The organism is Streptomyces zaehneri (assembly GCF_032248645.1).
GTDB classification, from domain to species: Bacteria; Actinomycetota; Actinomycetes; order Streptomycetales; family Streptomycetaceae; genus Streptomyces; species Streptomyces coriariae.
The window spans coordinates 23,839-46,294 of record NZ_JASTTJ010000034.1; the positions used below are offsets into that span (position 1 = coordinate 23,839).

The 22,456-nt window shown below is 69.2% G+C and carries 20 protein-coding genes and 3 pseudogenes; 13 read left to right on the top strand and 10 right to left on the bottom strand.

The genetic code is table 11. The features are described 5' to 3' along the window. Positions 1 to 336 precede the first annotated feature (336 nt). Complete coding sequence (locus QQM72_RS37270) at positions 337 to 900, top strand: DinB family protein (RefSeq protein WP_314225219.1); 564 nt, start codon at positions 337 to 339, stop codon at positions 898 to 900. 123 nt (positions 901 to 1,023) lie between these two features. On the opposite strand, the gene QQM72_RS37275 is transcribed toward QQM72_RS37270, so the two are convergent. Next, the gene (locus QQM72_RS37275; protein ID WP_314225220.1) at positions 1,024 to 1,827 is read right to left on the bottom strand and encodes a CAP domain-containing protein; all 804 of its coding nucleotides are present in this window, start codon (positions 1,825 to 1,827) and stop codon (positions 1,024 to 1,026) included. A gap of 485 nt (positions 1,828 to 2,312) precedes the next feature. Here QQM72_RS37275 and coaD point away from each other — a divergent pair, with 485 nt between their 5' ends. Both coaD and QQM72_RS37290 read left to right on the top strand, forming a co-directional pair. Further along, positions 2,313 to 2,738: a pantetheine-phosphate adenylyltransferase gene (gene coaD, locus QQM72_RS37280; RefSeq protein ID WP_314225221.1), complete on the top strand. Its 426-nt coding sequence runs from the start codon at positions 2,313 to 2,315 to the stop codon at positions 2,736 to 2,738. 678 nt (positions 2,739 to 3,416) lie between these two features. Then, on the top strand, positions 3,417 to 4,625 hold the full coding sequence (locus tag QQM72_RS37290) for a L,D-transpeptidase (RefSeq protein WP_314225267.1): 1,209 nt from the start codon (positions 3,417 to 3,419) through the stop codon (positions 4,623 to 4,625). Positions 4,626 to 4,776: 151 nt separating this feature from the next. Here the strand turns inward: QQM72_RS37290 and QQM72_RS37295 are convergent, their stop codons facing one another. Then, positions 4,777 to 6,696, bottom strand: a complete 1,920-nt coding sequence (locus QQM72_RS37295; protein WP_314225222.1) for a hypothetical protein — start codon at positions 6,694 to 6,696, stop codon at positions 4,777 to 4,779. Between the two features lie 228 nt (positions 6,697 to 6,924). Further along, positions 6,925 to 7,311 (bottom strand): DUF302 domain-containing protein, encoded by a 387-nt coding sequence (locus tag QQM72_RS37300; RefSeq protein ID WP_314225268.1) that lies wholly within the window; start codon positions 7,309 to 7,311, stop codon positions 6,925 to 6,927. A gap of 180 nt (positions 7,312 to 7,491) precedes the next feature. Between QQM72_RS37300 and QQM72_RS37305 the strand changes: the two are divergent. Next, positions 7,492 to 7,725: pseudogene (locus tag QQM72_RS37305) on the top strand (MBL fold metallo-hydrolase); the annotation flags it as partial. A gap of 77 nt (positions 7,726 to 7,802) precedes the next feature. After that, the gene (locus QQM72_RS37310; protein ID WP_314225223.1) at positions 7,803 to 8,369 is read left to right on the top strand and encodes a rhodanese-like domain-containing protein; all 567 of its coding nucleotides are present in this window, start codon (positions 7,803 to 7,805) and stop codon (positions 8,367 to 8,369) included. 233 nt (positions 8,370 to 8,602) lie between these two features. Here QQM72_RS37310 and QQM72_RS37315 read toward each other — a convergent pair whose 3' ends face one another. Continuing rightward, positions 8,603 to 8,941, bottom strand: a complete 339-nt coding sequence (locus QQM72_RS37315; protein ID WP_314225224.1) for a thioredoxin family protein — start codon at positions 8,939 to 8,941, stop codon at positions 8,603 to 8,605. A 245-nt stretch (positions 8,942 to 9,186) separates the two neighbouring features. Continuing rightward, positions 9,187 to 10,329 (bottom strand): PucR family transcriptional regulator, encoded by a 1,143-nt coding sequence (locus QQM72_RS37320; protein WP_314225225.1) that lies wholly within the window; start codon positions 10,327 to 10,329, stop codon positions 9,187 to 9,189. Between the two features lie 87 nt (positions 10,330 to 10,416). Here QQM72_RS37320 and QQM72_RS37325 point away from each other — a divergent pair, with 87 nt between their 5' ends. The 3 genes and pseudogenes from QQM72_RS37325 to QQM72_RS37335 form a co-directional block, all read left to right on the top strand. Beyond that, on the top strand, positions 10,417 to 11,472 hold the full coding sequence (locus QQM72_RS37325) for a ferredoxin reductase (protein ID WP_314225226.1): 1,056 nt from the start codon (positions 10,417 to 10,419) through the stop codon (positions 11,470 to 11,472). Positions 11,473 to 11,479: 7 nt separating this feature from the next. Continuing rightward, positions 11,480 to 12,598, top strand: a complete 1,119-nt coding sequence (locus QQM72_RS37330) for a fatty acid desaturase family protein (RefSeq protein ID WP_314225227.1) — start codon at positions 11,480 to 11,482, stop codon at positions 12,596 to 12,598. A gap of 67 nt (positions 12,599 to 12,665) precedes the next feature. Beyond that, positions 12,666 to 13,010: pseudogene (locus QQM72_RS37335) on the top strand (helix-turn-helix domain-containing protein); the annotation flags it as partial. A gap of 28 nt (positions 13,011 to 13,038) precedes the next feature. Here QQM72_RS37335 and QQM72_RS37340 read toward each other — a convergent pair. After that, positions 13,039 to 13,953, bottom strand: coding sequence for a hypothetical protein (locus QQM72_RS37340; protein ID WP_314225228.1), 915 nt, complete (start codon positions 13,951 to 13,953; stop codon positions 13,039 to 13,041). Positions 13,954 to 14,466: 513 nt separating this feature from the next. Continuing rightward, on the bottom strand, positions 14,467 to 15,414 hold the full coding sequence (locus QQM72_RS37350; RefSeq protein ID WP_314225269.1) for a S66 family peptidase: 948 nt from the start codon (positions 15,412 to 15,414) through the stop codon (positions 14,467 to 14,469). Positions 15,415 to 15,613: 199 nt separating this feature from the next. Between QQM72_RS37350 and QQM72_RS37355 the strand changes: the two genes are divergently transcribed. Beyond that, complete coding sequence (locus tag QQM72_RS37355) at positions 15,614 to 15,844, top strand: hypothetical protein (protein ID WP_314225229.1); 231 nt, start codon at positions 15,614 to 15,616, stop codon at positions 15,842 to 15,844. 97 nt (positions 15,845 to 15,941) lie between these two features. After that, positions 15,942 to 16,382 carry a hypothetical protein gene (locus QQM72_RS37360; RefSeq protein ID WP_314225230.1) on the top strand — a complete coding sequence of 147 codons (441 nt, stop codon included), beginning with the start codon at positions 15,942 to 15,944 and terminating at the stop codon, positions 16,380 to 16,382. Positions 16,383 to 16,735: 353 nt separating this feature from the next. On the opposite strand, the gene QQM72_RS37365 is transcribed toward QQM72_RS37360, so the two are convergent. Beyond that, complete coding sequence (locus QQM72_RS37365; RefSeq protein WP_314225231.1) at positions 16,736 to 17,131, bottom strand: hypothetical protein; 396 nt, start codon at positions 17,129 to 17,131, stop codon at positions 16,736 to 16,738. A gap of 126 nt (positions 17,132 to 17,257) precedes the next feature. On the opposite strand from QQM72_RS37365, the pseudogene QQM72_RS37370 reads away from it, so the two are divergent. Next, positions 17,258 to 17,398, top strand: a pseudogene (locus QQM72_RS37370) (aldo/keto reductase); the annotation flags it as partial. A 173-nt stretch (positions 17,399 to 17,571) separates the two neighbouring features. Here QQM72_RS37370 and QQM72_RS37375 read toward each other — a convergent pair. Then, positions 17,572 to 17,964, bottom strand: coding sequence for a YciI family protein (locus tag QQM72_RS37375; protein WP_314225232.1), 393 nt, complete (start codon positions 17,962 to 17,964; stop codon positions 17,572 to 17,574). A gap of 155 nt (positions 17,965 to 18,119) precedes the next feature. Between QQM72_RS37375 and QQM72_RS37380 the strand changes: the two genes are divergently transcribed. Further along, positions 18,120 to 18,290 (top strand): hypothetical protein, encoded by a 171-nt coding sequence (locus QQM72_RS37380; RefSeq protein ID WP_314225233.1) that lies wholly within the window; start codon positions 18,120 to 18,122, stop codon positions 18,288 to 18,290. 64 nt (positions 18,291 to 18,354) lie between these two features. Here the strand turns inward: QQM72_RS37380 and QQM72_RS37385 are convergent, their stop codons facing one another. Beyond that, the gene (locus QQM72_RS37385; protein WP_314225234.1) at positions 18,355 to 19,434 is read right to left on the bottom strand and encodes a LacI family DNA-binding transcriptional regulator; all 1,080 of its coding nucleotides are present in this window, start codon (positions 19,432 to 19,434) and stop codon (positions 18,355 to 18,357) included. Between the two features lie 833 nt (positions 19,435 to 20,267). Here QQM72_RS37385 and QQM72_RS37390 point away from each other — a divergent pair. Further along, entirely contained in the window at positions 20,268 to 22,343 is a 2,076-nt protein-coding gene (locus QQM72_RS37390) for an RICIN domain-containing protein (RefSeq protein WP_314225235.1), read from the top strand. The last annotated feature ends 113 nt before the right edge of the window (positions 22,344 to 22,456 follow it).

A 22,456-nucleotide genomic window follows, 5' to 3' on the forward strand; every position in this document is an offset into this window, starting at 1 on the left:
CCGCAGGGCCGGGCCGAGCGGGACGACGTCCGGCCCACCCGCCGTGCCGCCGCGCGGGCTAGCTAGGAAGGCACCTGCAGCATGACAGCAGCAGATGCGGCGAGCACGGCCGGCCAGGGCGTGTTCGACGGTGTGGACTCCCACGCCGACACCGTCATTGAACCCAACGCAGCCAGCCGGGCTGTTCATGCAAACCAGCCGCTCGCGGCGGTGCGGCCCGAAGGGCACACAGGCCCCCGGCGTCATCTCCCGGTGCGGTACGCTCGCGCGGCCCATGGACGGCGACGGCGTCCGCGAGGATCTCAGCCAGTTCTCCGCTGTATGTAATGTGCGGAAATGACAAGAAGCGAGCGGCTCGCGGAACAGCTGGACTGGTACTGGCACAAGAACCTACGGCCGCGGCTGGACCGTCTGACCGATGAGGAGTACTTCTGGGAGCCGGTGCGCGGCTGCTGGAGTATCCGCCCACGTGGCACGTCGGCCGCACCGATGTCGGAAGGTTCGGGGGAATGGACGATGGACTTCGCGTCCCCTGGCCCGGAGCCGGCGCCGGTGACCACGATTGCCTGGCGGCTGGCGCACATCGTCGTCTCGTGCCTGGGCTATCGGGTCGGATGGTACTTCGGCGGCCAGGACGTCGACTCCGGGACATTCGCCTACGCGGGGACCGCTGACGAGGCGCTGAAACAGCTCGATGAGATGTATGGGAGATGGAACGCGGGGGTCCGCGAACTCTCGGACGCCGACCTGGAGAATCCGCCCACGGTGGGTCCCGAGCGGTTTCCCATGGAGAACAGGGTCCTGCACGTCAACAGGGAGCTGATCCATCACGGCGGCGAGATTTCCCTGCTGCGCGACCTCTACCGCTGGCAGGACCGGGCCGTACCGCACCGAATATGACCTCTGGGTAATCGGCGATCGAGCTTCGGCAACCACGCCCGCCGCGGCCGCTCAGGAGTGAGCGGAGCGGCCGCGGCCGGCGTGATGGTCGGCGGGCCTTGATGGGCTTGAGCCCCGTGAGCGTCAGCGGACCGTGCCGAAGTCCTGCGTCCAGTAGTTGCCGGGCTGCGCCACCCCCACACCGATCTCCTTGAAGCCGCAGTCCAGGATGTTGCGCTTGTGACCGGCGCTGGCCATCCAGCCAGCCATGACCTGCTCGGGCGTGGAGTACCCGTACGCGACGTTCTCTCCGTAGGTGCTCCAGAGGTACCCCGCGCGCGTGATCCGCTGTCCCGGGTCGGACCCGTCGGAACCGGTGTGTGACATGGTGTTGTGGCTCGCCATGTCCGCGCTGTGGGCCTGGGCGGCCTGCGAGAGCTTCGCGTTCAGGGTGACCGGGGAGCAACCGACCTTGGCGCGCTCGTTGTTGACCAGGGCGACCACGCGGGCGACGGCGGGGGTCGCCGTGCCGGAGGCGGGGGCCGTGGTGGCGGTCGGCTTCGGTGCGGCGGTGGTCCTCGTCGGGGCAGGCGGAGTGGTCGTCTTCGAGACGGGAGCCTTGGGCTTCTCCGGGGCGGGCGCCGCAGTCCCGGGAGAGGTCGTCGGCGCGGCCGAGGGCGAAGCCGTCACCGTGGGCCTCGCGGTCCGGATGTCCCGCCCCCGGTGCCCGTCCCAGGACGTCTTCCTCCCGTCCGTCCGGTGTCCGATCCAGGACGCCTTGCTCCCGTCCGTCCAGGGACCGCTGGACGTGGCGGTGATGGCCTCGGCTCCTGCGTCGCCCATGCACGCCATGGCGGCCGACGGCACCGCCACCGCGCTCATCGCCAGGACGGCGACGGCTATGGGCCGGCGACGCGTCTTCCTGCGGTGCTTCCGGTGGTTCCTCATGCGGACCTCGTTCGGTCGACTCTCCTTGCGCCTCCGGCGGGCTCGGTTTCGCACAGACAGTGCGCTTGACCTGCGGGGACGCCTTGCGGGGCCGTCATTGTTAAAAGCCGCGTGAGGGCACGGCAACGGGGGCTTCCACTACCTCGCCTAGTAGACGGGGGTGCCCCTTGAATCCGGGCCGGGCTTGTGCAGGGCCGCCGCGCCGGACGCCGACGGCGCCTCACGCTCCGTCAGCAGGGCGGCAGAGGCGGTCCGGCGGCTCGAGGCCGGTGACCCGGGCCGACGCCCTCGGCCGAGGTGCCGCGTTTGCCTGCTTCCACATACCAGATCCACCTATGTCGGTCACCCACCACGTACTATCGCGGCACGTTGATGGGGACCGGACACGTGAGGGATGTCACTGGCTTTCCCCGCAACCCTTTCTTGGCGGCTCGGCTGCCCCGGCACTCCGCTACGAGGGCGGCCGCTTGTTACTCTTTCCGATCATGCGAGCCCTCTTCCCAGGATCCTTCGACCCGGTCACTCAAGGGCACCAGGACGTACTCCGGCGCGCTGCCCTTCTGTTCGACGAGGTCGTCGTGTGCGTGATGTTCAATGCGAACAAGACCGGCCGCTTCCCCATCAGGGAACGGCTGGACCGGCTCCGCGCGGCAGCTACTGGCTTGAGCAACGTCACGGTCGACTCCCACATCGGCGGCTTGCTGGTCGACTACTGCCGCCGAGGCGGAATCGACGTCGTCATCCGCGGAGTCCGCGGCACCGGTGATCTGGACCACGAAGTGCCGATGGCCCGCATGAACCACGAACTGGCCGGAGTCGAAACGTTCTTCATCGCTGCAGACCCCGCCCTGGCCCACGTCTCCTCCACCCTCGTCACCGCGATGGGTCAACAGGACCGTGTCCCTGAATGATGATGTGAGCGAGCTTCGCGGGTGTTCCGGTGCTCGGGATGCCCGGGCGTGGCCGCAGGACGGCACGAACCGGTAGGTGCAGTGATCGCGGTGATCGCGGCCCGTCCCTCACGGGGGGGCCGGGATCTTGACCAGCGGGTTGGGTCGGTCGACGGGCCTCCCCAGGTCGCGGGCCTGGCCGATGGTGGCGTCGGTGTCCTTCGCCTGCCGGGGGTCGACCTAGATCAAGACCGGCCCGTCGCTGCCGTCGGTGCGCTGCCGGACCGGGGCGAAGACTCCGCAGCCGTCGCGTACGTAGTCTGGGGTCAGTGCCGTGTGCACCTCCACAGGGGATGCGGCGACGTTCGACGGGGGACCCGCTGGTGCCGCTCGTCCGGCGGACGCGCAGGTCAGCGGTGACACCAACACCGCACGGTCCCCGCTTGCGCCCACCTCGCTCTTCGTCGAGAGCGGTATTCCGAGACGCGGAGGGCGCGGCGCCGGTCTGTTTGCCGCACTGCGTCGGATGACGGGGTTCGCTTCAATGGCTTTCATCACAATGCACCCATTTCAGGGCATAGATCTGCCTATAAGTAGGTTCACAGAGGGTTGCGCTCCTTCGGCGATCAACACAGGGATACACAGACCAGCGACAGGGAGAAGCGCTTGATCACGCTCTACAGGCGACGCACCGGACAGATGGCTACGGCCGGAGTACTCGGCGGTGTACTCGCAGTCACGGCTCTGGGCGGCACGAGTATCGCCGCCACCGGCGGCAACGACGCCGGGAACCGACCGGCATCGCAGGCGCCGGTGAACAAGGCGGGCACCCAGGACGCCTCCGATGCCCGAATAGAGATCACGCCCGGGCAAGGCGCCTACGACGTCGGGATCGACGGTCCAGTCGATGTAGCCGTCAGTAATGGCAAGCTCACCAAGGTGACCATGACCTCCGTCGCGACCGGCGCCGAGATCCCGGGCACCCTGTCCGCGGACGGCACCGCCTGGAAGCCGAACGGCCGGCTGGAGCGTGCCACCAAGTACCAGATCGCCGCAGAGGCCGAGGACGCCAAGGGCCGCTCCGCCACCGGTAACGCCACGATCACCACGGTCTCCCCGGCCAACGACTTCATCGGGCACCTCTCCCCCATGGACGGCTCGACCGTCGGCGTCGGCATGCCGGTGTCGGTCAACTTCAACACGGCGGTCGGTGACAAGGCCGCCGTGGAGTCGGAGATCCAGGTCAGCTCCAGCAGCGGCCAGCGGGTCGTCGGTCACTGGTTCAACGACCACCGCCTGGACTTCCGCCCCGAGAAGTACTGGAAGTCCGGCTCCACCGTCACCGTCTCGCTCAACCGCGACGGCCTCCAGAAGACGGTCACGTTCAAGATCGGCCGAAGCCAGATCAGCACCGTGGACGCGAAGACGAAGCAGATGAGCGTCGTCCGGGACGGCAAGACGATCAAGACCATCCCGATCTCGTCAGGCAGCCTCGAGCACCCGACGTACAACGGCCAGATGGTGATCTCCGAGAAGTTCAAGCACATCCACATGAACGGCGCGAGCGTCGGCCTCACGGAGAAGGACGGCAAGCCCTCGTACGACATCAAGGCCGTACCGCACGCCATGCGCCTGACCGACTCGGGCACGTTCATCCACGGCAACTACTGGGGTACCGACTCGGTCTTCGGCAAGGTCAACACCAGCCACGGCTGCGTAGGCCTGAAGGATGTCAGGGGCGGCGGCGACGACAGCCGGCCGGCCGCGTGGTTCTTCGACCACTCGATGATCGGCGACGTCGTGATCGTCAAGAACTCCACGGACAAGACCACGTTGGCCCCGGACAACGGCCTCAGCGACTGGAACATGCCCTGGAGCGAGTGGGTCGCGGGCGGCCCGACCACCTGACCGCACGCCACTCCACCAGCCGAACCGGCATCCCGGGGCCTGTGCGATGTTGTGGTCGACCGGTGCCGGCGGGATTGGCGTTGGGGTGACCAGTCATGCGTGCCGGGGTTCAGCCTCAGGCCGCCACAGCCGCCGTGCGGGGTGCCGGTGCTCAGCGCCGGGCTGACACGGCTGCCGCTGCCGCGGCCAGAATCCGGTGCAGGACGGGGACCGGGATCGCCGGGTTGGTGACCGCCACGCTTGACGTGTCGCGGTCGTGCAGCAGCCCGGCCAGGACGCGGGCCGGCAGCCGCGGATTGCGCATTGCGGTCCAGCGGACGTGGTCCGCCGGGTCGTCCAGCAGCCGCACCGCGTCGGCCGGTGACAGCCGGGGGTCCTCGGCCGCACGGCGGCGCACCTCGGCTTCGGGGTCGCGGGCCAGGTGTGCGACGTCGGCGGACGTGGACTCCGGATCGTCCAGGGCCAAGCGGCGCATCCGCCCGCTGGAGTCGTCGGCGTAGCGCAGCAGGCCCGCGCGGGGGAAGTTGGGGTGGCCGCGGGGGCGGTCGGGGTGACTGAAGCTGCCGTCCCACCAGCGCCAGACCTCCAACAGCAGGTCGGCCGGCGCGTCGTCGCACGATTCGGCAAGAAACAGGCGGACCACCCGGTCCTCGTCCCGCGCCAGACGCTCCACGACGTCCGGTGGGAGACGCCGGGCACGAGCCACACTGCGGCGTATGAGCGGATGCGACGACGCGGCCAGTCGGCGCATCGAGTCGGCGTCACCGTGCAGGTCCGCGACCCAGGGCAGGGTGCGCGACATCCCCGTCGGGTCGAAGCCGTGGCGCACCACGGCGCGCTGCTCCTCGGTGAGATCGGGGCGCAGCGCCACCGCGGAGCGAACGTCGTCCAGTGGGTCCTTCGCCAGGACGGCGACGCCGTGCGGGCTCAGGCCCGGGTTGGCGGCCAGCGCCCTGCGCACCTCGGCATCCCCGTCCCGGACCGACTCCGCCTCCAACTCGGGCTCGAGGCAGCACTGTTCGAGCGCGCGCCGAGGCGCTGCCAGCGTGGCGAAGACCTTGCGGGGCATGGGGATGCCGGTGTGGTGGGCAAGCAGCGCCGCCGAGCGCACCACGTCGTCGGTGTCGGCCAGCAACCGATCCCGCAGCGGCGCGGCGAGGTCTTCCCACCGGGCGCAGGCAGCAGTCCGGACCCGGGGATCGGCGTCGGCCGCGAGGCTGGGGAAGTGGTGTGCGGGCAGCTCCGGGAGTTCGGCGGCCTGGGCGCGGGACGGGCCGGCGAGGAGGTCGTCGTACAGGTCCACGGGGAGTTCGACGCCCCGGGCGCAGGCATGCTCGGCCCAGAGCACGCGCCGGCTCGGCGACGGTTCGGCGCGGACCAGGCGTACCCATTGATCGGACGTGAGCTTGGGCCGGAAGGTGTCGGCGGGCCTCGAGCGCACCCGCGGATCGGGGTGCGCCACGGCGGCGTCGAGTACGGCGGGCCGGTCGCAGTCGTGCAGGAACCCCTCCGCCACATCCAGCAGCCGGATCAGCAGCTCGTCCGGCGCGGCCGGATTGGACCCGATCCCCTCCGCCCAGTGCAGGGGCCATGCCGGCCGGCCGGGTACCGCAGCCCACACCTCGGCGCGCTCGACCTCCGTCTCGCGCCCGGCGGCCGCGGCAGTCTCCTCCAGCCTCTCCGACAGTCGGTCGAGGGCCGTCACCCGAGGGCCGCCCTCGCCGGGCACCTCCGCGAGCAGCACTTGCCCGTCGAGGGAGAGCGCCACGAATCCGGGGGTGCCGGTCAGGCCCGGCACACCGCCACCGACGTACCGGACCCGGGTCCACCAGGAGTCGTTGCCTCCGATCCGATGCCCGAGGACAACCACCAGGAACTCGCCGTCGACATCGCAAAGGCGGCGCCACCACGTGGCGTCGAGCGCCTCCCGGGCCGCACCGTCCGGCGCGCCGATTCTCCGCGCGATCCGCCAGCCGGCCTCCGGCGGGAGCAGGCTGCCGGGGCGCACGTCCTCGACGACCGTGAGCCCGGCGCGTACGAGCATGTCGCGGAGTTCCTCTCGGTGCTGCACCCGGTCATGATCCCCGCTGGCTCATGGTCGGACAAGGCTCGATGGGGCACCCGGAATGCCGTCAGAACCGTTTCGCACAACGTGAGAGGTTCTGCGAGTCGCGACCTGCGGAAACGTGATCGGCCACGGGCTGTTCTGAGAGCTCCTGCAACCGGTCATTTGTCAGAGGCGTGGGCTCGTCCTGCTCCTGCTGAGTCCACCCGGGGTCGCCGGCCGGGCGTGAGGGGGTCAGGTGAGGGACCTCAGGGCGGCGTCCAGCCGGGCCGTGGCATCGGTAGCGACCGGCTCCAGGGCGGGCAGTCCGGTGAGGGTGACCATGGTGCCCGGGTCGAGGGCCTGGACGAGCGTGGTGTCGCCGTCGCGGCGGACCACGACGTTGCAGGGCAGGAGCAGCCCGATGCTGCGGTCGGCCTCGAGGGCCTGGTGGGCGAGCGGCGGGTTGCAGGCGCCGAGGATCAGGTAGTCCTCCATGTCGTGGCCGAGCTTGGCCTTGAGGGTCGCCTTGACGTCAATCTCGGTGAGGATGCCGAAGCCCTGATCGGCCAGGGCCTTGCGTACGGCGGTGACGGCGGTGGCGAAGTCGGCGCCGAGGCGGATGGTGCGGTCGTAGGACACGGACACTCCCGAATGGTGCGGAACGACTGATTCCTCCATACCCCGCCGGGCACCCGCAGGGGCGTCAGGCAAAGCCTGGAGGGGGCACTCCCTTGCCTCTCATTATACCCCCCTGGGTATACCTGTAAGGGTGAGGGCAAGATACCCCCCGGGGTACATCGTCCGGAAGGAGTCATGCGCGTGTTCTACGTCGACACCCTGGAGTTCGAGGGCCTGGGCAACCGCAGTCACCTGGCCGGCGGACCGAGCGCCTCAGTGGTCATGGACCCGCAGCGGGACATCGACCAGGTCATTGCCGCAGCGGCCCGCCGTGGGGTGCGCGTCGCTTTCGTGGCCGAGACCCATGTGCACAGCGACCACGTCACCGGCGGTCTGGAGCCGGCCCGCGTCACCGGCGCCCAGTCGCCAGTTCCACAACCCACACTCCTTCGATATACCCCCTCGGGTATCCTACCGAAGGGGTAACCGGAACAAGGCAAAGGAAGATCCCCGTGGCACCCACCACCGCCCTCACCGCCGATCAGGCCAACGCCCGCCTGCACGAACTGACCGTCATCGACGTGCGCACCCCCGGCGAATACGCCTCCGGCCACCTGCCCGGCGCCCACAACATCCCCCTCGACCACCTCGATACCGCCCTGCCCACCCTGAAGACCGCCGCAGACCGCGGCAACCTCCTCATCGTGTGCGCCTCCGGCGCCCGCTCCGCCCAAGCCTGCCGACGCCTGGCCGACCACGGCATCACCGCCTCAACCCTCACCGGCGGCACCAGGGCCTGGACGCAGCTCGGCCACGACACCCACCGCCCGGCCGGCACCCGCACCCCCTGGGCCATGGACCGCCAGGTCCGCCTCGCCGCCGGATCCCTCGTCCTGACCGGACTGATCGCCGGACAACGCTGGAACGCGGCCCGCTGGCTCTCCGCGGGCGTCGCCGGCGGCCTGGTCTTCTCCGCCCTCACCAACACCTGCGGCATGGCCAGGATCCTCGCCAAGCTCCCCCACAACCAGCCCAAGGCCACCGACCTGGACGACACCCTCGCCGCCCTGACCGGCTGACCCCCTGGCCGCAAAGCGGGTGCCGTTCTCCCGGGCTCGGCGCGGCCTTCCTCGGTGTCGCGCCGGCGGAGGCGCTGGGGCCCGGTCCGCAGCACCCGCGGCTGTCAGCTCTCCGCTCCGTCTGAGTCCTCGTTGTCGCGCATGGGGGTGCCTCAGCCCCAAGGTGTCGCAGGCGGCGCAGCTCCCATGGACGAGACGTGACGGGCGTCGCGGCCACGTGCCCCAGCGGCCGCTCAGAGGTGGCCGTCCAGGAACTTCCGTACCTCGGCGATGGTCATGGGCCCCGTGCCGTGCGCCACCGCCTCTCCCTCCTTCAGCAGGACGTAGGACGGGGCTCCCGTAATCCCGTATCGCTCGGTTGCGGCCGGACAACGCGTGATGTCGGCGCGGACGGCCGTCAGGCGGCCCGTGCAGTCGTCGGCGATGGCCCCCACGACGAGGTCCATCACCCGGCAGGGCTCGATTGCCTTGGGCCATGTCCCGGTGAAGTATGCGAGGACCGGCACTCCGCTCATCCCGAGGATGAAATCGAACTCCGCGTCCTCACGGGGCCGGTGAACCCGCCTCGCCATGGAAAGCTCCTGACCTCACGTTCCGTCATTCCATCCCCATCATCCCTCGCGCGGTGCGCCGGGCCGCCCCGGTCGGTCGTCCGGTTGACCCGTCGGAAGGGAGGCACGGGGCCGCCGCAGAACCACGGTGGTCCCCGGCGCGAGCGGCCCGGCCCCCGGGCCGCATGAGCCAGGTGATGGCACCGAGAACCAGGCACGGTTCCCGGACCGCTCGCGAACGCGGTCGTGGACGGTCGCAGTACGCGTCAGCTGACCCGAAGACCGACAGCCAGCGTCAGTTCAAGGACCCGGTGCGGCGATGCGAGATCCGGAAACAGCTCCCGCAGCTGCGACATCCGGTACCGGACTGTCTGGGGGTGGACGAACAACGCGGCCGCCACCTCGTCCCGCCTGCCCTGGTGCAGCAGCCACGCCCGCAACGTCTCCTCAAGCCGCCGTGCGGTCGCGACAGGCAAGGTCCGCAACGGTGCGAGAGCTCGGGCACGCAGGTCCGCGAAGGCGTCCACGTCGGCGCTCAGCACCAGCTCGGGCAGGTGGTCCTCGGTGTCGCGAATACCGGAGGAGAGGGAACGCGCACGTACGGCTCGTGCGTACGAGGCGGACGCACGAGTCCATGGCCGGGCCGGGCCGACCACGGCGGTGCGGTCGGTCAGCTGCCGCAAGAGATGTGATCGGTCGGCATCGGGGACGAGCAGCACACCGGTGGCGTCCGGCAGATCGTCGAGGACGAGGATGCTCGGGTCGTCGAGCGCGCGGGAGGCGGGCAGGGCCTGGGCGGCGGGCAGCAGGACCGCGGTCAGCGAAACCGGAGGCTGCCATCCGGCCCGTTGAACAGAGGCCAGCAGCACGTCCGGGCTCGCTCCGGCGAGGAGGTCGCGGGCCAGGTGTTCCAGGTGGCGCTCGTGGGCCCTGCCCCGGGCGGCCAGTTCGTCGGCGTGACCCGCGGCGCTCGCGGCGGAGAGCTCGTCGATGTAGGCGAAGGTCAGCTCGGCGAACTTGGCGACCTCGGCGGCGGGCAGACCTGCGGGTACGGCACCCGCCGCGAGGCATCGCCAGGCCACGCGGGCGCCGACGCGGTACGCGCTGAGCAGGGCGTCCATCGAACGGCCGTCGCGCACCTCGCCGCGGCCCAGCTCGTAGGCTGCGTCACCGGCGTCGCCACCTGTGGCGTTCCCGCTCGCGAGGTCCAGGTAGTGCCCCAGGGCGGTGCGGACGGCTCGGCGGATGGTGGCGCCCATGTGGCCCGAAAGGGCGTTGGCGTAGGGAGGGACCTCGTCGATGATCGCCTGGACGACCTCGTCGGCGGTGGTCTTCAGCGCGGCCCGAAGTGCGGCGGCCGTCGTCTCGTCCAGGGCCAGTTCACTGGCCCTCCGGGTTGCATAGCTCACGTTTTTGTTCCCTGCGAACAATTCAGCCGACCAGATTTACGTCCTGCGGTCAGGACTTTACGCCTTGAGGCGCAGCAAGCTGGGGTCATGACGAGTACAGCCCTCCGCAGCAGGGCGTGGAAAATGCTGGAGATGGTCACGACGCCGCTGCTGCCGTCGGACTACCTCGACCTGGTCAGCCCGCTGCGCGCGGGTGCTGACCTGCGTGGGCGCATCGAGGCCGTGCACCCCGAGACGGGTGACGCCGCGACTGTCGTGATCAGGCCGGGCCGGGGCTGGCGCGGCCACAGAGCCGGTCAGTACGTGCGGATCGGGGTCGACGTCGACGGGGTGCGCCTGTGGCGTGCCTACTCCATCACCTCGCCGACGAACCGCCAGGACGGCCGCCTCACGATCACCGTGAAGGCGATCCCGGAGGGCAAGGTCAGCAACCACCTGGTCCGCAGGGCGCGACCGGGCACGCTTATCCAGCTCGACCAGCCGACCGGTGACTTCGTGCTGCCGCAGGCCAAGCCCGCCAAGGTGCTCTACCTGACGGCCGGCAGCGGCATCACGCCCGTGATGGGCATGCTGCGCGACAACGAGTTCGACGACGTCGTCATGGTCCACTGCGCGCCGCGGCCGCAGGACGTGATCTTCCGCGCCGAACTGCACGCCCTGGTCGCGGACAAGAAACTGCGGCTCACCGAGGTGCACACCGACACGGACGGCATGCTCGACATCGCCCGTCTCGACGAACTCGTGCCCGACTGGGCCGAGCGCGAGACCTGGGCCTGCGGGCCCGCGGGCCTGCTCGACGCCGCCGAGGAGCACTGGACCGAGCACGGCGTACAAGAGCGCCTGCACACCGAACGCTTCCGCCCCAGCATCGTGGTCGCCGGCGACGGCGGCGAGGTCACGTTCAGCGTCACCGGCAAGACCGTCGGCGCCGACGGCGCCACGCCGTTGCTGGACATCGGCGAGGAGGCCGGTGTGCTCATGCCCTCCGGGTGCCGCATGGGCATCTGCTTCGGCTGCGTCACGCCGCTCAAGGCGGGCGCCGTCCGCGACCTGCGCACCGGCGAGATCACCGAGGCCGAGCCGGGCGTCCTCATCCAGACCTGCGTGTCCGCCGCGGCGGGCCCCTGCGACATCGAACGGTAGGAGCACCTTGACCGCCATCGACCCCACCGCCCACCTGACCGCGGAGCAGATCGAGGAGCTCGGCCGCGAGCTGGACGCGATCCGCGACGAGGTGATCGCCGGCCGCGGCGAGAAGGACGCCGCCTACATCCGCAAGGTCATCTCGGCGCAGCGCAAGCTCGAGCTGGTCAGCAGGGGCGTGCTGCTGTTCTCGATCTTCCCGCCCGCGTGGCTGCTCGGCACCGCCGGTCTGTCCGTGGCGAAGATCATGGACAACATGGAGATCGGCCACAACATCCTGCACGGCCAGTGGGACTGGATGCGGGACCCGAAGATCCACTCCACCACCTGGGAGTGGGACCACGTCTCGCCGTCCGAGCAGTGGAAGCACTCGCACAACGAGCTGCACCACACCTACACCAACGTGATCGGCAAGGACAACGACCTCGGCTACGGCATCATGCGCGTCGACGAGGACCAGAAGTGGCACCCGTTCCACCTCGGCCAGCCGCTGTGGAACTTCCTCAACGCCTGCTTCTTCGAGTACGGCATCGCAGCGTACGACCTGGAGCTCGGCAAGAACCTGCACAAGCGCCGCCGCAAGAACCCGGAGTTCCGCGCACGGGCCAGGGCCGTGGGCCGCAAGATCCGCAAGCAGGTGCTCAAGGACTACGTGATCCACCCGCTGCTGTCGGGCCCGTCGTTCCTCCACACGCTCGCCGCCACGTTCACCGCGAACCTGGTCCGCAACATCTGGACCCACTCGGTGATCATGTGCGGGCACTTCCCCGAGGGCGTGCAGGTCTTCGAGCGCCGGTCGATCAGGGGCGAGACGCGCGGCCAGTGGTACCTGCGCCAGATGATGGGCTCGGCGAACATCAGCGGCAGCAAGGCCATGCACTTCATGACCGGCAACCTGTCGCACCAGATCGAGCACCACCTGTTCCCGGACCTGCCGAGCAACCGGTACGCCGAGGTCGCGGTGAAGGTGCGCGCGTTGTTCGAGAAGTACGAGCTTGAGTACATCACCGGGCCGCTGCCCAAGCAGGTCTTCTCCGCGTGGCACAAGGTCTTCCGGCTCTCGCTGCCGAACAAGAAGCCCAAGGTCAAGACGCCGGACCGCGAGCAGGAGCTCATCGCGGCCTGATACCCGGCATTGGTTCAGATCTCTCGGCCGTACCGGCGGCAGGCGGAAGGCCACACCGCCGGTATCGGTGGGATCCGTTGCGGACGGTGGGCGGCCGCGACATCGGACCGTACGACACGGGATCCGGGCAGCCCGGTGTCCGGCGGCCGAACCTGGTCAAGGGGCGGGGCGAGTTGCCGACGGCAGAACCCCGGCGCCGGCACAAGCGGCCAAGGACCTGGCCGATGCCCGGCTCACCGAGGCCGAGTTGTCGCCGGCCGCGATAGCCGCGCAACTGCACGTATCCTTACGCACCCTGCAGCGGGCCTTCGCGAGTGTGAACGAGTCGTTCAGCGCCTACATCCGCCGCCGGCGCCTGGAGGAAGCGGCCGAGGCACTCACCGCCTCCGGATCACGGCTCAGCCTCTCCGAGGCCGCAGCACTCTGGCACCGAATCGGGTTCAGCGCGTGGCAGTCAGTTCTGCCGCCTGCTCCGACTGCTCCTCCTTGTGCGCCGCAGGCCCGCCGAACCATGCCACCGCGACCGCGCCCGCCACCGCCAGGACGAAGCCGAGGATCGCCATCCAGGCGAGACCAGCCCGTGAGGCGTCGCCGAGCCAAAGCACGCCGATCACGCCGGGCAACACGGTCTCGCCGACGACCAGGGCCGCCGTGGCCCCGTTGACCGAACCGATCTGCAAGGCGACGGTGTGCAGGTACATCCCGCCCACGCCGGCCGTCACGATCGCGTACAGGGCGGGATCCGTCAGCATGGCGGCCGGATCGAAGGGGGTGACGCCGTTCAGGACACGGACGCCCACGCCGAGCGCGCCGAAACCGAGTCCGGACAGCAGTCCGGCAAGGATCGCGGCGCGGGGACCAAGGAGGCGTACCGCGAGCGTGCCGCCCGCCATCAGGGCCAGCGAGATCGCCAGGAGCCACCAGTGCGTGGCGATCGGAATGCCGTGTCCACTGCCCTCCTCCCCCGCCGCCGTCGCGAGCAGGACGAGCGCCACGCAGACCACGCCGATGGACGTCCACTCGGCGCGAGTCAGCCGGATACCGAGGAGTCTGACGCTCAGCACCGCGGTGATGATCAGGTTGGCGCTGATCACGGTTTGCGAGAGGAACAGGGGCAGTAGCCGCGCAGCCAGTGCACCCAAGCCGAAGCCCACGAGGTCCAGGACTGTACCGACGACGAATTCCCAGGTCATCGCGGCCTTCGCGGTGGAAGAGAGGCTGGGCCCCCCGTACTGGGTGCTGGCAGTGGTGGCCGCACCGCTCCGCGCGGACCTGCGGGACCCGATGGCTTGCAGGACTGAGCCTGTGCCGTAACAGACGGATGCCGCAACGGCCGTCAGCAAGCCGATCAACACGATTCGCTCCGTTCCTGATGGGCACCGATCAGCGCCATCTCGGTTGACGAGACGGCTTATGGCCATGGAGCGTTGCCTCGCTGTCAGCTTCGCCACCCGCCCGTTCCGTAACCGGGGCGGCGAGACGCAGGACATCACGTGGGACGACACGATCAGCACCGGATCAAATCATGGTGAGCGCGTAGCGTCAGCTCGGTGGGCGCGGTGGGCCATCTCCCCATGACAGCTCCGCTCGAAAAAGCTGTCATCGTCGACGGCGTCGTGGACGGCCAGAAGAACGGGCCGGTGCCCGTCCACGCCGAAGGCACGCCGGGCAGCGACGCACGCGACCACGAACGGCTGGCCCAGCACTCCGAAGCCCATCTGACCCGGGCACTCATCAGCATGATGACCCGGCACCTGACCCGCAAAAGCCCCCCACACACCGGCTGGACGAAAGAGCGCACCGGAAGTGGGGAGAAGTACTGTCGAGCGGATCCACCTCGGCCAGAGGTGGTCGATCGGTCTGATACGTCAGTCCAAGGTCTGCGTCAGTTCGCTCCGGCTCGGCGTGTGAACGACACGGCCGTGCGCTCCGTTGACGATCGGCATGTAGGGCGGGACGTGGCCGCACTCGATGTCCGCGATGATCGGCACGTTGAGAGAACCGAGTGCGTCGAGGACGGCCTCGTGCTGGCTGAGGGAACGGTTGTCCGGTGCGTTGGTCCGGCCGACGAGAACCGCGTTCGCCCGGTCGAAGAACCCAGCGAGCCTCATGCCATGCAGGTTCCGGCAGATGGTGAAGGCATCGTCGCCGGCCGCTTCCACATACACGAGGAGCCCATCCGGCGACTCGTTGCGAGCGAACGTCGAGACGTCGAGGTAGGCCGTCCCCGCGAGATTGCACAGAGTTTCTATGCAGCCGCCGATCAGTGTTCCCTCGGCCTTCACGTCACCGCCGCCGTCGAGCCGGGTCCAGGCGCCCGCGGAGTCGAGCACGTACTCGCGTACGTCGGGACAGGCGGCGAAGTCGTCGAAGCCGGTGGTCCGGTGGCGACCTGGCGGGGTCTGGGTGAAGCGGTGCCCCTGGGGCGCTGCGACGATGTCGAGCCACGATCGCAGTCCTTCGGGCACTCGGTAGGGCGTGTCCATGAGGTTGTTGCCATGGACGGTCGCCGTCCCGGTGAGCAGAGTCATCGGCGTGATCAGAGTAGATATGTCGGAGAATCCGACAAACCAGGTGGGCTCTGCTTCCCGCAGCTTGTCCCAGTCGAGCAGTGGCAGCAGGTCAATCGCGGTCTCTCCGCCCCACGGCGGCACGATGGCCTTGATGGTGGGGTCGGTCAGCATCGACATCAGCTCGCTCGCACGGTCAGCGGCAGAAGCACTGACGTGCTCGGAGCCGTCCATGCACCGGCCGGTGACGACCTCGTACCCGCGGTCCTGAACGTCACGAACGGCGACATCGAGGCGCTCACGCAGTTCCTTCGCGACCCCGCTCGACGGAGCGGTGACACCAACACGGTCACCGGGACGCAGGGGGGGACGGGTATCGAACAGTCATGCGCTGGATGTTGACACAGTGCCGTGTCCTCAGGACAGCGAGTTACATGCCCTCCAAACGGTCCGGATGCCGGATCGCCAGGTTCAGAACACCTGGTCAGGATGGATCCAACAGCTGGTGACGGGGCCGGTGGACGTACCGCCGACAGCCGTCGACGACGGTCTGCGGGAGGAGGTCACCGCGGAGGCCGAGCAGTACGAGCGGTACGCGCTGCTGCGCCGCCACCAGAGGCCTGGCCTGCCCGCGTGCACCCTGGCGCAACAGCAGCGCGCTGCCACTCCCGAGCACGGTCACCACGGCGACCTTCACCCAGAAGCCGACGGAGTCGGCCGGCCGGGGGATTCTTGATCATTCTCATCTGTCCAGGAACAACAGGGACCACGGCTCACCTCATTGCCGAGGCCCTGGTGCGCGGGGTGGCGGCTGGGCAGGCTAGTTTGCTCGGGTGAGTCTCCTTGATGATGTAGCTGAGCGCGACGGCTGGCGCTGCTGGGTGTGCGACGAACCGGTCGACCCCGACAAGTCGGTGAACGACCCGCAGGGGCCCAGCGTTGACAGCCGGACCGCCGACCGGAAGGCCAAGGTCGCCGAGCGGCTCGCGCACCGCGGGTGCAACTCCCGCAAGGGCGCGGTCAAGGTGGTCATCGCCTGGCCGGAACGCCTGTACGTGGTCGAACCCGCGCCGCTGATCACCGTTGCCGCGAGACTGGAGCGCAAGGGGGGCCGCGAGCTGGTCGGCCGTTGTCCGACCAGGCAGGACGCCCAGGAAGCGGCGGATTGGCTGGTGGACCGGTTCTCCCGGCTGGTACCGGGACTGCCCGTGACAGCCGGCATCGAGGCGGGCGGCGGCCAGTTCCTCGTCGTCCTGGCAACCGGCCGCCGCTGACCGGGGATCACCGTACAACCCGGTCGAAGGTCGGGTTGTACGCCGGGGTCACCTGCTGGGGATGTCGATGCGGTCGCTTCAGCGTGTGCGCAACATGACGTGGCGGACGGTGCGGCGGGCGAGGGACGGGCAGTGGCCGGAGTAGCGGAAGCCGCTCCGAAGTCGAGACTCGATCCGTGGGACCCGACCGGAACGGAAGCCACCACAAGTGCCCTGGAAGACCGCGCTGAACGCCTTCGGCATCACCGTCGGCGTCACCTTCGACGGCCGCCTCGCAGCAGCCCGTCGCCGGCCCTGACTACCCCCGATACACGCTCGTTCGACGGACACGCGCGCGGAGGCGGGACACCTGGTCAGGCAGAGGTGAAAGCCTCCTCGGGGGCGTCGTCGAGGACGAATCCGTTGTCGAGCCGGACGCGGACCGTGACGCGGAGCATCTGTCGCTGGTAGGCGGCCCACTGCTCCTCCAAGGCCCCCACCTGCTCCTCCAGTTGCTTTCTGCTCTCCGGCGGCATCTGGTGGCCGAAGTCGTCGAGGAGCGACTTGAGGCGCAGATACTCACGCACCTCGTGGCTCTGTTGCCGGTGATGCTCGTCCACACGCTCGACGGTGCCCTCGATGCCTGCCGCCAGAGACACGGAGGCGGCGAAGGCAGCCGTCTCCTCCGGGCACTCCCCGGCCGGAGTCACCGACCCGGCCAACCGGAGGTCAGCCGCCAGCCGCACCCGTTGGCCCACGTTCAGCGTCATCGATCCTTCGTCTTCCTCGTCGGTGCGATCCGGTAGACGTGGCGCCGCCAGGCGTACCGGAGAGGACTGGATCATCCCACCCTCCCCTCCGGTCCCGACACGGTCGAAGCCCGCGCCGACCAACGCCTGGCCTGGCTGCTGCGGCGGTCGCCGGACATCCTGCTCATTCCCGGCACCTCGTCGGTGGCGCACCTGCGCGAGAACGTCGCCGGCGCGGGACTCTCGCTCTCCGACGAGGGACTCGCCGAGTTGGACAGGATCGGCTGACGGCAGGACACAGGACGGCCCCCGCAAGACGAAGAGGCGGTGCGAACGACGTGAGCGGGCCTCACGGTCGGTGACCGAGGGGAGTGTGCAGTGCGTAAGACAGCGGCGGCATGTGGAGCCCAGGGTGGTCGGCCGACCGGCGACGCCACATCCGGGCTGCCACGGACGGCGACTCAGGCCTCCGCCGGATCTTCGGGGATCGCGTGCACCTCGACCGGGTCGTTGCCGGGCTTCCCGCCAGGGCCGGGACACGCCGATGCTCGTGCGGCGATCTCCAGGGCCCGCTCCTCGCTCGTGACGTCGACCACCCAGTACCCGGCCAGGATGCGTCCCGCCTCGGCGGGCCCGTCGGTCACCTGCGGCCGTCCGTCGCTTCCGGCCCGCACCGTCTTGACCAGCGAAGGGCCTCCGAGGCCTTGCCCGTCCACCCATTCTCCTGCGGACGTGAGGTCCTCGTTGAGGGAGTTCATGTGGGCGAACATGGCCTCCATGTCGTCCTTGGAGAACGACGACATGATGGTGTCCCACTGGGCGGCAGGCACATTCATCTGGATCATGAACTTCATGTATCTCACCCTTCCGGAGCGGCTGCTGCGCCTCTGAGCGCTTACACACAGGTCGACGGCTGGGAGCAGCGAAACTCATCGGTGCCCCTCGATACTGTTTCCTCCTCGTACTCAAGGCGAAGCGCTCCTCCCCCGCCACCCCGGAGATTCGATTGATGCCGGCTCACGGTGTGCGCCGGTCCCTCGACATGGGCAGGTTCGCGCAGATCATCGCACTGGCTCCGGCCTCGGCCGCGGCCGAGGTGACGGAATCGCTGACACGACCGTATGACTCGCGCGGCTGGGGGGTCACTTCGAGGCTGGACCTGTTCGTCGACGCGTCGTGATCGAGTTGGGGCGGCGGGTGCGTCCGCGGCCGGGTCCGCTTCGGCACTCGGCCGGACGGCGAGTTCAGCCGTATGACCGGTCACGCCGTATCGGGGCCGGGCCGCTGCTCTCCCGCACGATCAGCTCCGGCTCGGCCCACAGGGGCAGGGGCGGGGCGGTATCGGGCTCGAGAAGCCGGTGGAGCAGACCGAAGCAGCCCCGGCCCAGGCCTTCGAAGTCGAGGCGGACGGTGGTCAGGGCGGGGTGTGCGTAGGCGGAATGGGGGGCGTCGTCGAAGCCCACCACGCTCAGGTCGCCCGGCACGTCACGGCCCGCCTCCCTGGCCGCGCGGAGTACGCCGAGTGCCAGGTCGTCGTTGCCGCAGAGGACAGCCGTGACCGACGGGTCGACCAGCAGCGAGCGGGCGATGAGGTAGCCGGAGCGAGGGGTCCAGCCCGCGTCGAGGTGTTCCGGCCGGGGCTTGCCGGCCGCCCGCAAGGCATCGCGCCAGCCCTCGGTGCGCTGGCCGATGCGGGTGGTGGAGGACGGGATCGCCAGGTAGTGCACGGTCTCGTGGCCGAGGCCGATGAGATGGCGGGTGGCCTGAGCCGCGGCCGCCCGGTCGTCCAGCCAGAGCTGGGGCCGGTCGCCTGGGCTGCCGTCCTCGGGCCGCTCCACCACCGCCGCTGCCGGAAACGCGGGCGGCAGTGCCTGCCATGCCCGTACGCCCGCCGCGTCGAAGGCGATCACCAGTACCGCCTCTCCCGGCCGGCTGGCCCGGGCCGCGACATCCGCGGGCTGCTGGGCCGAGCCGCTGTCGAGCACGCTGATCCCCACCGCGAAGTCGGCCGCTCTCGCCGCCTCCTCGATGCCCTTCAGAGTCGCCGAGGCACCGTACAAGGAGGTGTCGGAGGTCAGTACGGTCACCGAGCGCACCGCACCGCCGGCCAGCGCCCTGGCCATCCGGTTGGGCGTGTAGCCCAACTCGGCGATGACGTCCAGGACCCGGGCCCGGGTCGAGTCCTTGACCCGGGGGTGGCCGTTGACGACCCGGGAGACGGTCTGATGGGACACGCCCGCCTCCATGGCGACGTCCCGGATGCTGACGGTCTTCGGGGCCTGGGGTTCCCCGCCGGAGCGGGGGGCGGGCGTCGCTTCCTGCATGGTGGGGATGGCTCCTCGTCGGTGCTGGCCATGGGATGACGGCGGCGTTGGACCAGGTGTTCCCGTCGTACGCCGCCTCCTTCAAGCAAGGTCTGCCGGCAGAACCAGACCCCGCTGAAGGGGTCGAGCTCCTTCGGTCGAACACCTTCAGCCTGTGCGTGGACGAGAGAACGGGTAGCGGGCGGCCGGCCGGCCTCGGTGTCTTCAGCGCGCTTGGAGGAGACACGGAAGTCCACTCCCCGCTTCTCCCACCAGGTCACGGAGTCACCGTTCAGAGTCGGGCTCGACGGCCATACCGTACCCGCAGCCGTGCCGGCGCCTTTCCGCCGGCCCGCGACCACCGTCGGCCCGCCCTGGACGCTTGCCGACCGCCCTCGCCGCACGGGAAGCCAAGCGACAAGTTCCACGCGGAGTATTGCGAAGGTCGAATGTTACCGTTCACACTTCCTCCTGCGTCACTGACGCGTCAACGCCCGATGTCGGGGCGCGCAAGGGTCCTACTGTCAGACACTTTCTCGTTGCCACTTCTGGTGTAAACCCTGCCGCCCCCTCTCCGCCACTCCGCCTCCTGTCGCCGAGGCCTGCGAAGCAGAAGGATGTGAACGGTAACATTTTCCGGCTCACGAGGGAGGAGTCGGCTCCATGTGTGCGCGGAGCACGTGCGCCCCGACCGGGCCCGAGGGCGGCGGCACCCGCCATCAGGCGATCGTCAGCTTCCCATCCGTTCGACCACTTGGCATGCACCTGAAACAGGCGCATGCCCAGTCGTCCGCATCCGGTGTCGTCGATTCGCATCAGGAAGGGTTGATTCCGTGTCTTCAGGGAGAACCGCCATGATCCACTGGACAAGACGTATCGCCGTCCAGGCGTTGGTCCTCAGCCTGTCTCTCGTCGGTTTCGTGGCCATGGGCGGCGGCCTGACACCGTCGGCGGAGCTCGGCCGGACCGAGGCGGTCGCGGTGACCAGCAACCAGGTCGCGGTTCCGCCGGCACCGATGGGCTGGGCCTCCTGGAACAGCTTCGCCAGCAGCATCGACCACAACACCATCAAGGCCCAGGCCGACGCGCTCGTCTCGTCCGGAATGGCCGCCGCAGGCTACAAGTACGTCAACATCGACGACGGCTGGTGGCAGGGAGCCCGCGACAGCAACGGCAAGATCGTCACCGACGAGAGCCTGTTCCCCGGCGGCATGCGAGCCATGGCCGACTACATCCACAGCAAGGGCCTGAAGGCGGGCATCTACACCGACGCGGGCAAGCAGGGCTGCGGCTACTACTACCCCACCACCAGACCTGCGGCGCCCCACACCGGCAGTGAGGGGCACTACCAGCAGGACATGCAGACCTTCCAGGAGTGGGGCTACGACTTCGTCAAAATCGACTGGTGCGGTGGCAATGCCGAGGGCCTGGACCAAGAGGCCACCTACAAGGCGATCAGCGCGGCCAACGACGCCGCGACCGCGATCACCGGCCACGAGCTGGTCCTGTCGTTCTGCGAGTGGGGCACCGGCAATCCCTGGAACTGGGGCGCGGGCACGGCCCCGATGTGGCGTACCAGCACGGACATCCTCTTCTGGGGCAACAGCCCGTCCACGGCCAACATGCTGGCCAACTTCGACAAGACGCTGCACCCCTCGTCCCAGCACACCGGGTACTACAACGACCCGGACATGCTGATGGTCGGCATAAGCGGCTTCACAGCCGCCCAGAACCGCACGCACATGGGCCTGTGGGCGATCTCCGGCGCCCCGCTGCTGGCGGGCAACAATCTCGGCACCATGAGCTCCACCACCGCGTCGATCCTCAAGAACCCCGAGGTCATCGCCATCGACCAGGACACCCGCGGCCTCCAGGGTGTCAAGGTCGCCGAGGACACCAAGGGCCTGGAGGTCTACAGCAAGGTTCTTTCGGGCACCGGCAAGCGTGCGGTGCTGCTGCTCAACCGCACCACCTCCGCCGCTTCCATCACGGCCCGCTGGTCCGACCTGGGCCTGACCACGGCCTCCGCTACCGTGCGTGACGTATGGACAGCGACGAACGCGGGCAGCTCCGCGACGAGCTACACCGCAGGCGTCCCGGCCGGCGAAGCGGTGCTGCTCACCGTCTCCGGCACCGAGGCCTCGGGCACCACCTACGAAGCGGAGTCCTCGTCCAACACCCTTGCCGGTGCCGCCGCGACCGACTCCTGCGCCAACTGCTCGGGCGGCTCGCTGGTCGACTGGATCGGCAACGGCTCCGCCAACTCCCTGACCTTCAACAACATCAACGCCTCGGCCTCCGGCGTGAAGGTCGCCACCATCGCCTACGTGAACGGCGACAGCACCGCTCGTAAGGCGACGCTCCAGGTCAACGGCCAGCAGCCCACAGTGGTCTCGTTCCCGCCGACCGGCTCATGGACCACTCCCGGCACCGTCTCCGTGCTGGTCGGCATGGCCAAGGGCTCCAACACCATGAAGTTCTCCAACAGCGGCGCCTGGTCGCCCAATCTCGACGCCGTCCTCCTTCAGGGCATCGCGGGCACCAACGGCAACGCGATCATCGGGGCGGGCTCCAGCCGCTGCCTCGACATCGCCAGGAATTCGATCACCAACGGCACCCAGCTCACCTTCTGGGACTGCGTCGGCGGCCACAACCAGACCTTCACGTCCACGTCGCGCGGCGAGCTCGTGGCCTACGGCAACAAGTGTCTCGACGCCGACAACAGCGGCACCGCCAACGGCACGAAGGTCATCATCTGGGACTGCACCGGCGGTGCCAACCAGAAGTGGACCGTCAACTCCAACGGCACCATCACCAACAACCAGTCCGGTCTCTGCCTCGACGCAGTCAGCAACGGAACGGCCAACGGGACCAAGATCGACCTGTGGACGTGCAACAGCGGCACCAATCAGAAGTGGACGCTCAACTGACGGTCTGACGCCGTCGTTCGTCCCTGTCGGCGGACGGACCGGATCCTCCGGTCCGTCCGCCGATGTGTTCGCGCGACCTCACCTGGCGTCGCGGCCGGGAAGGTCGATGGCGT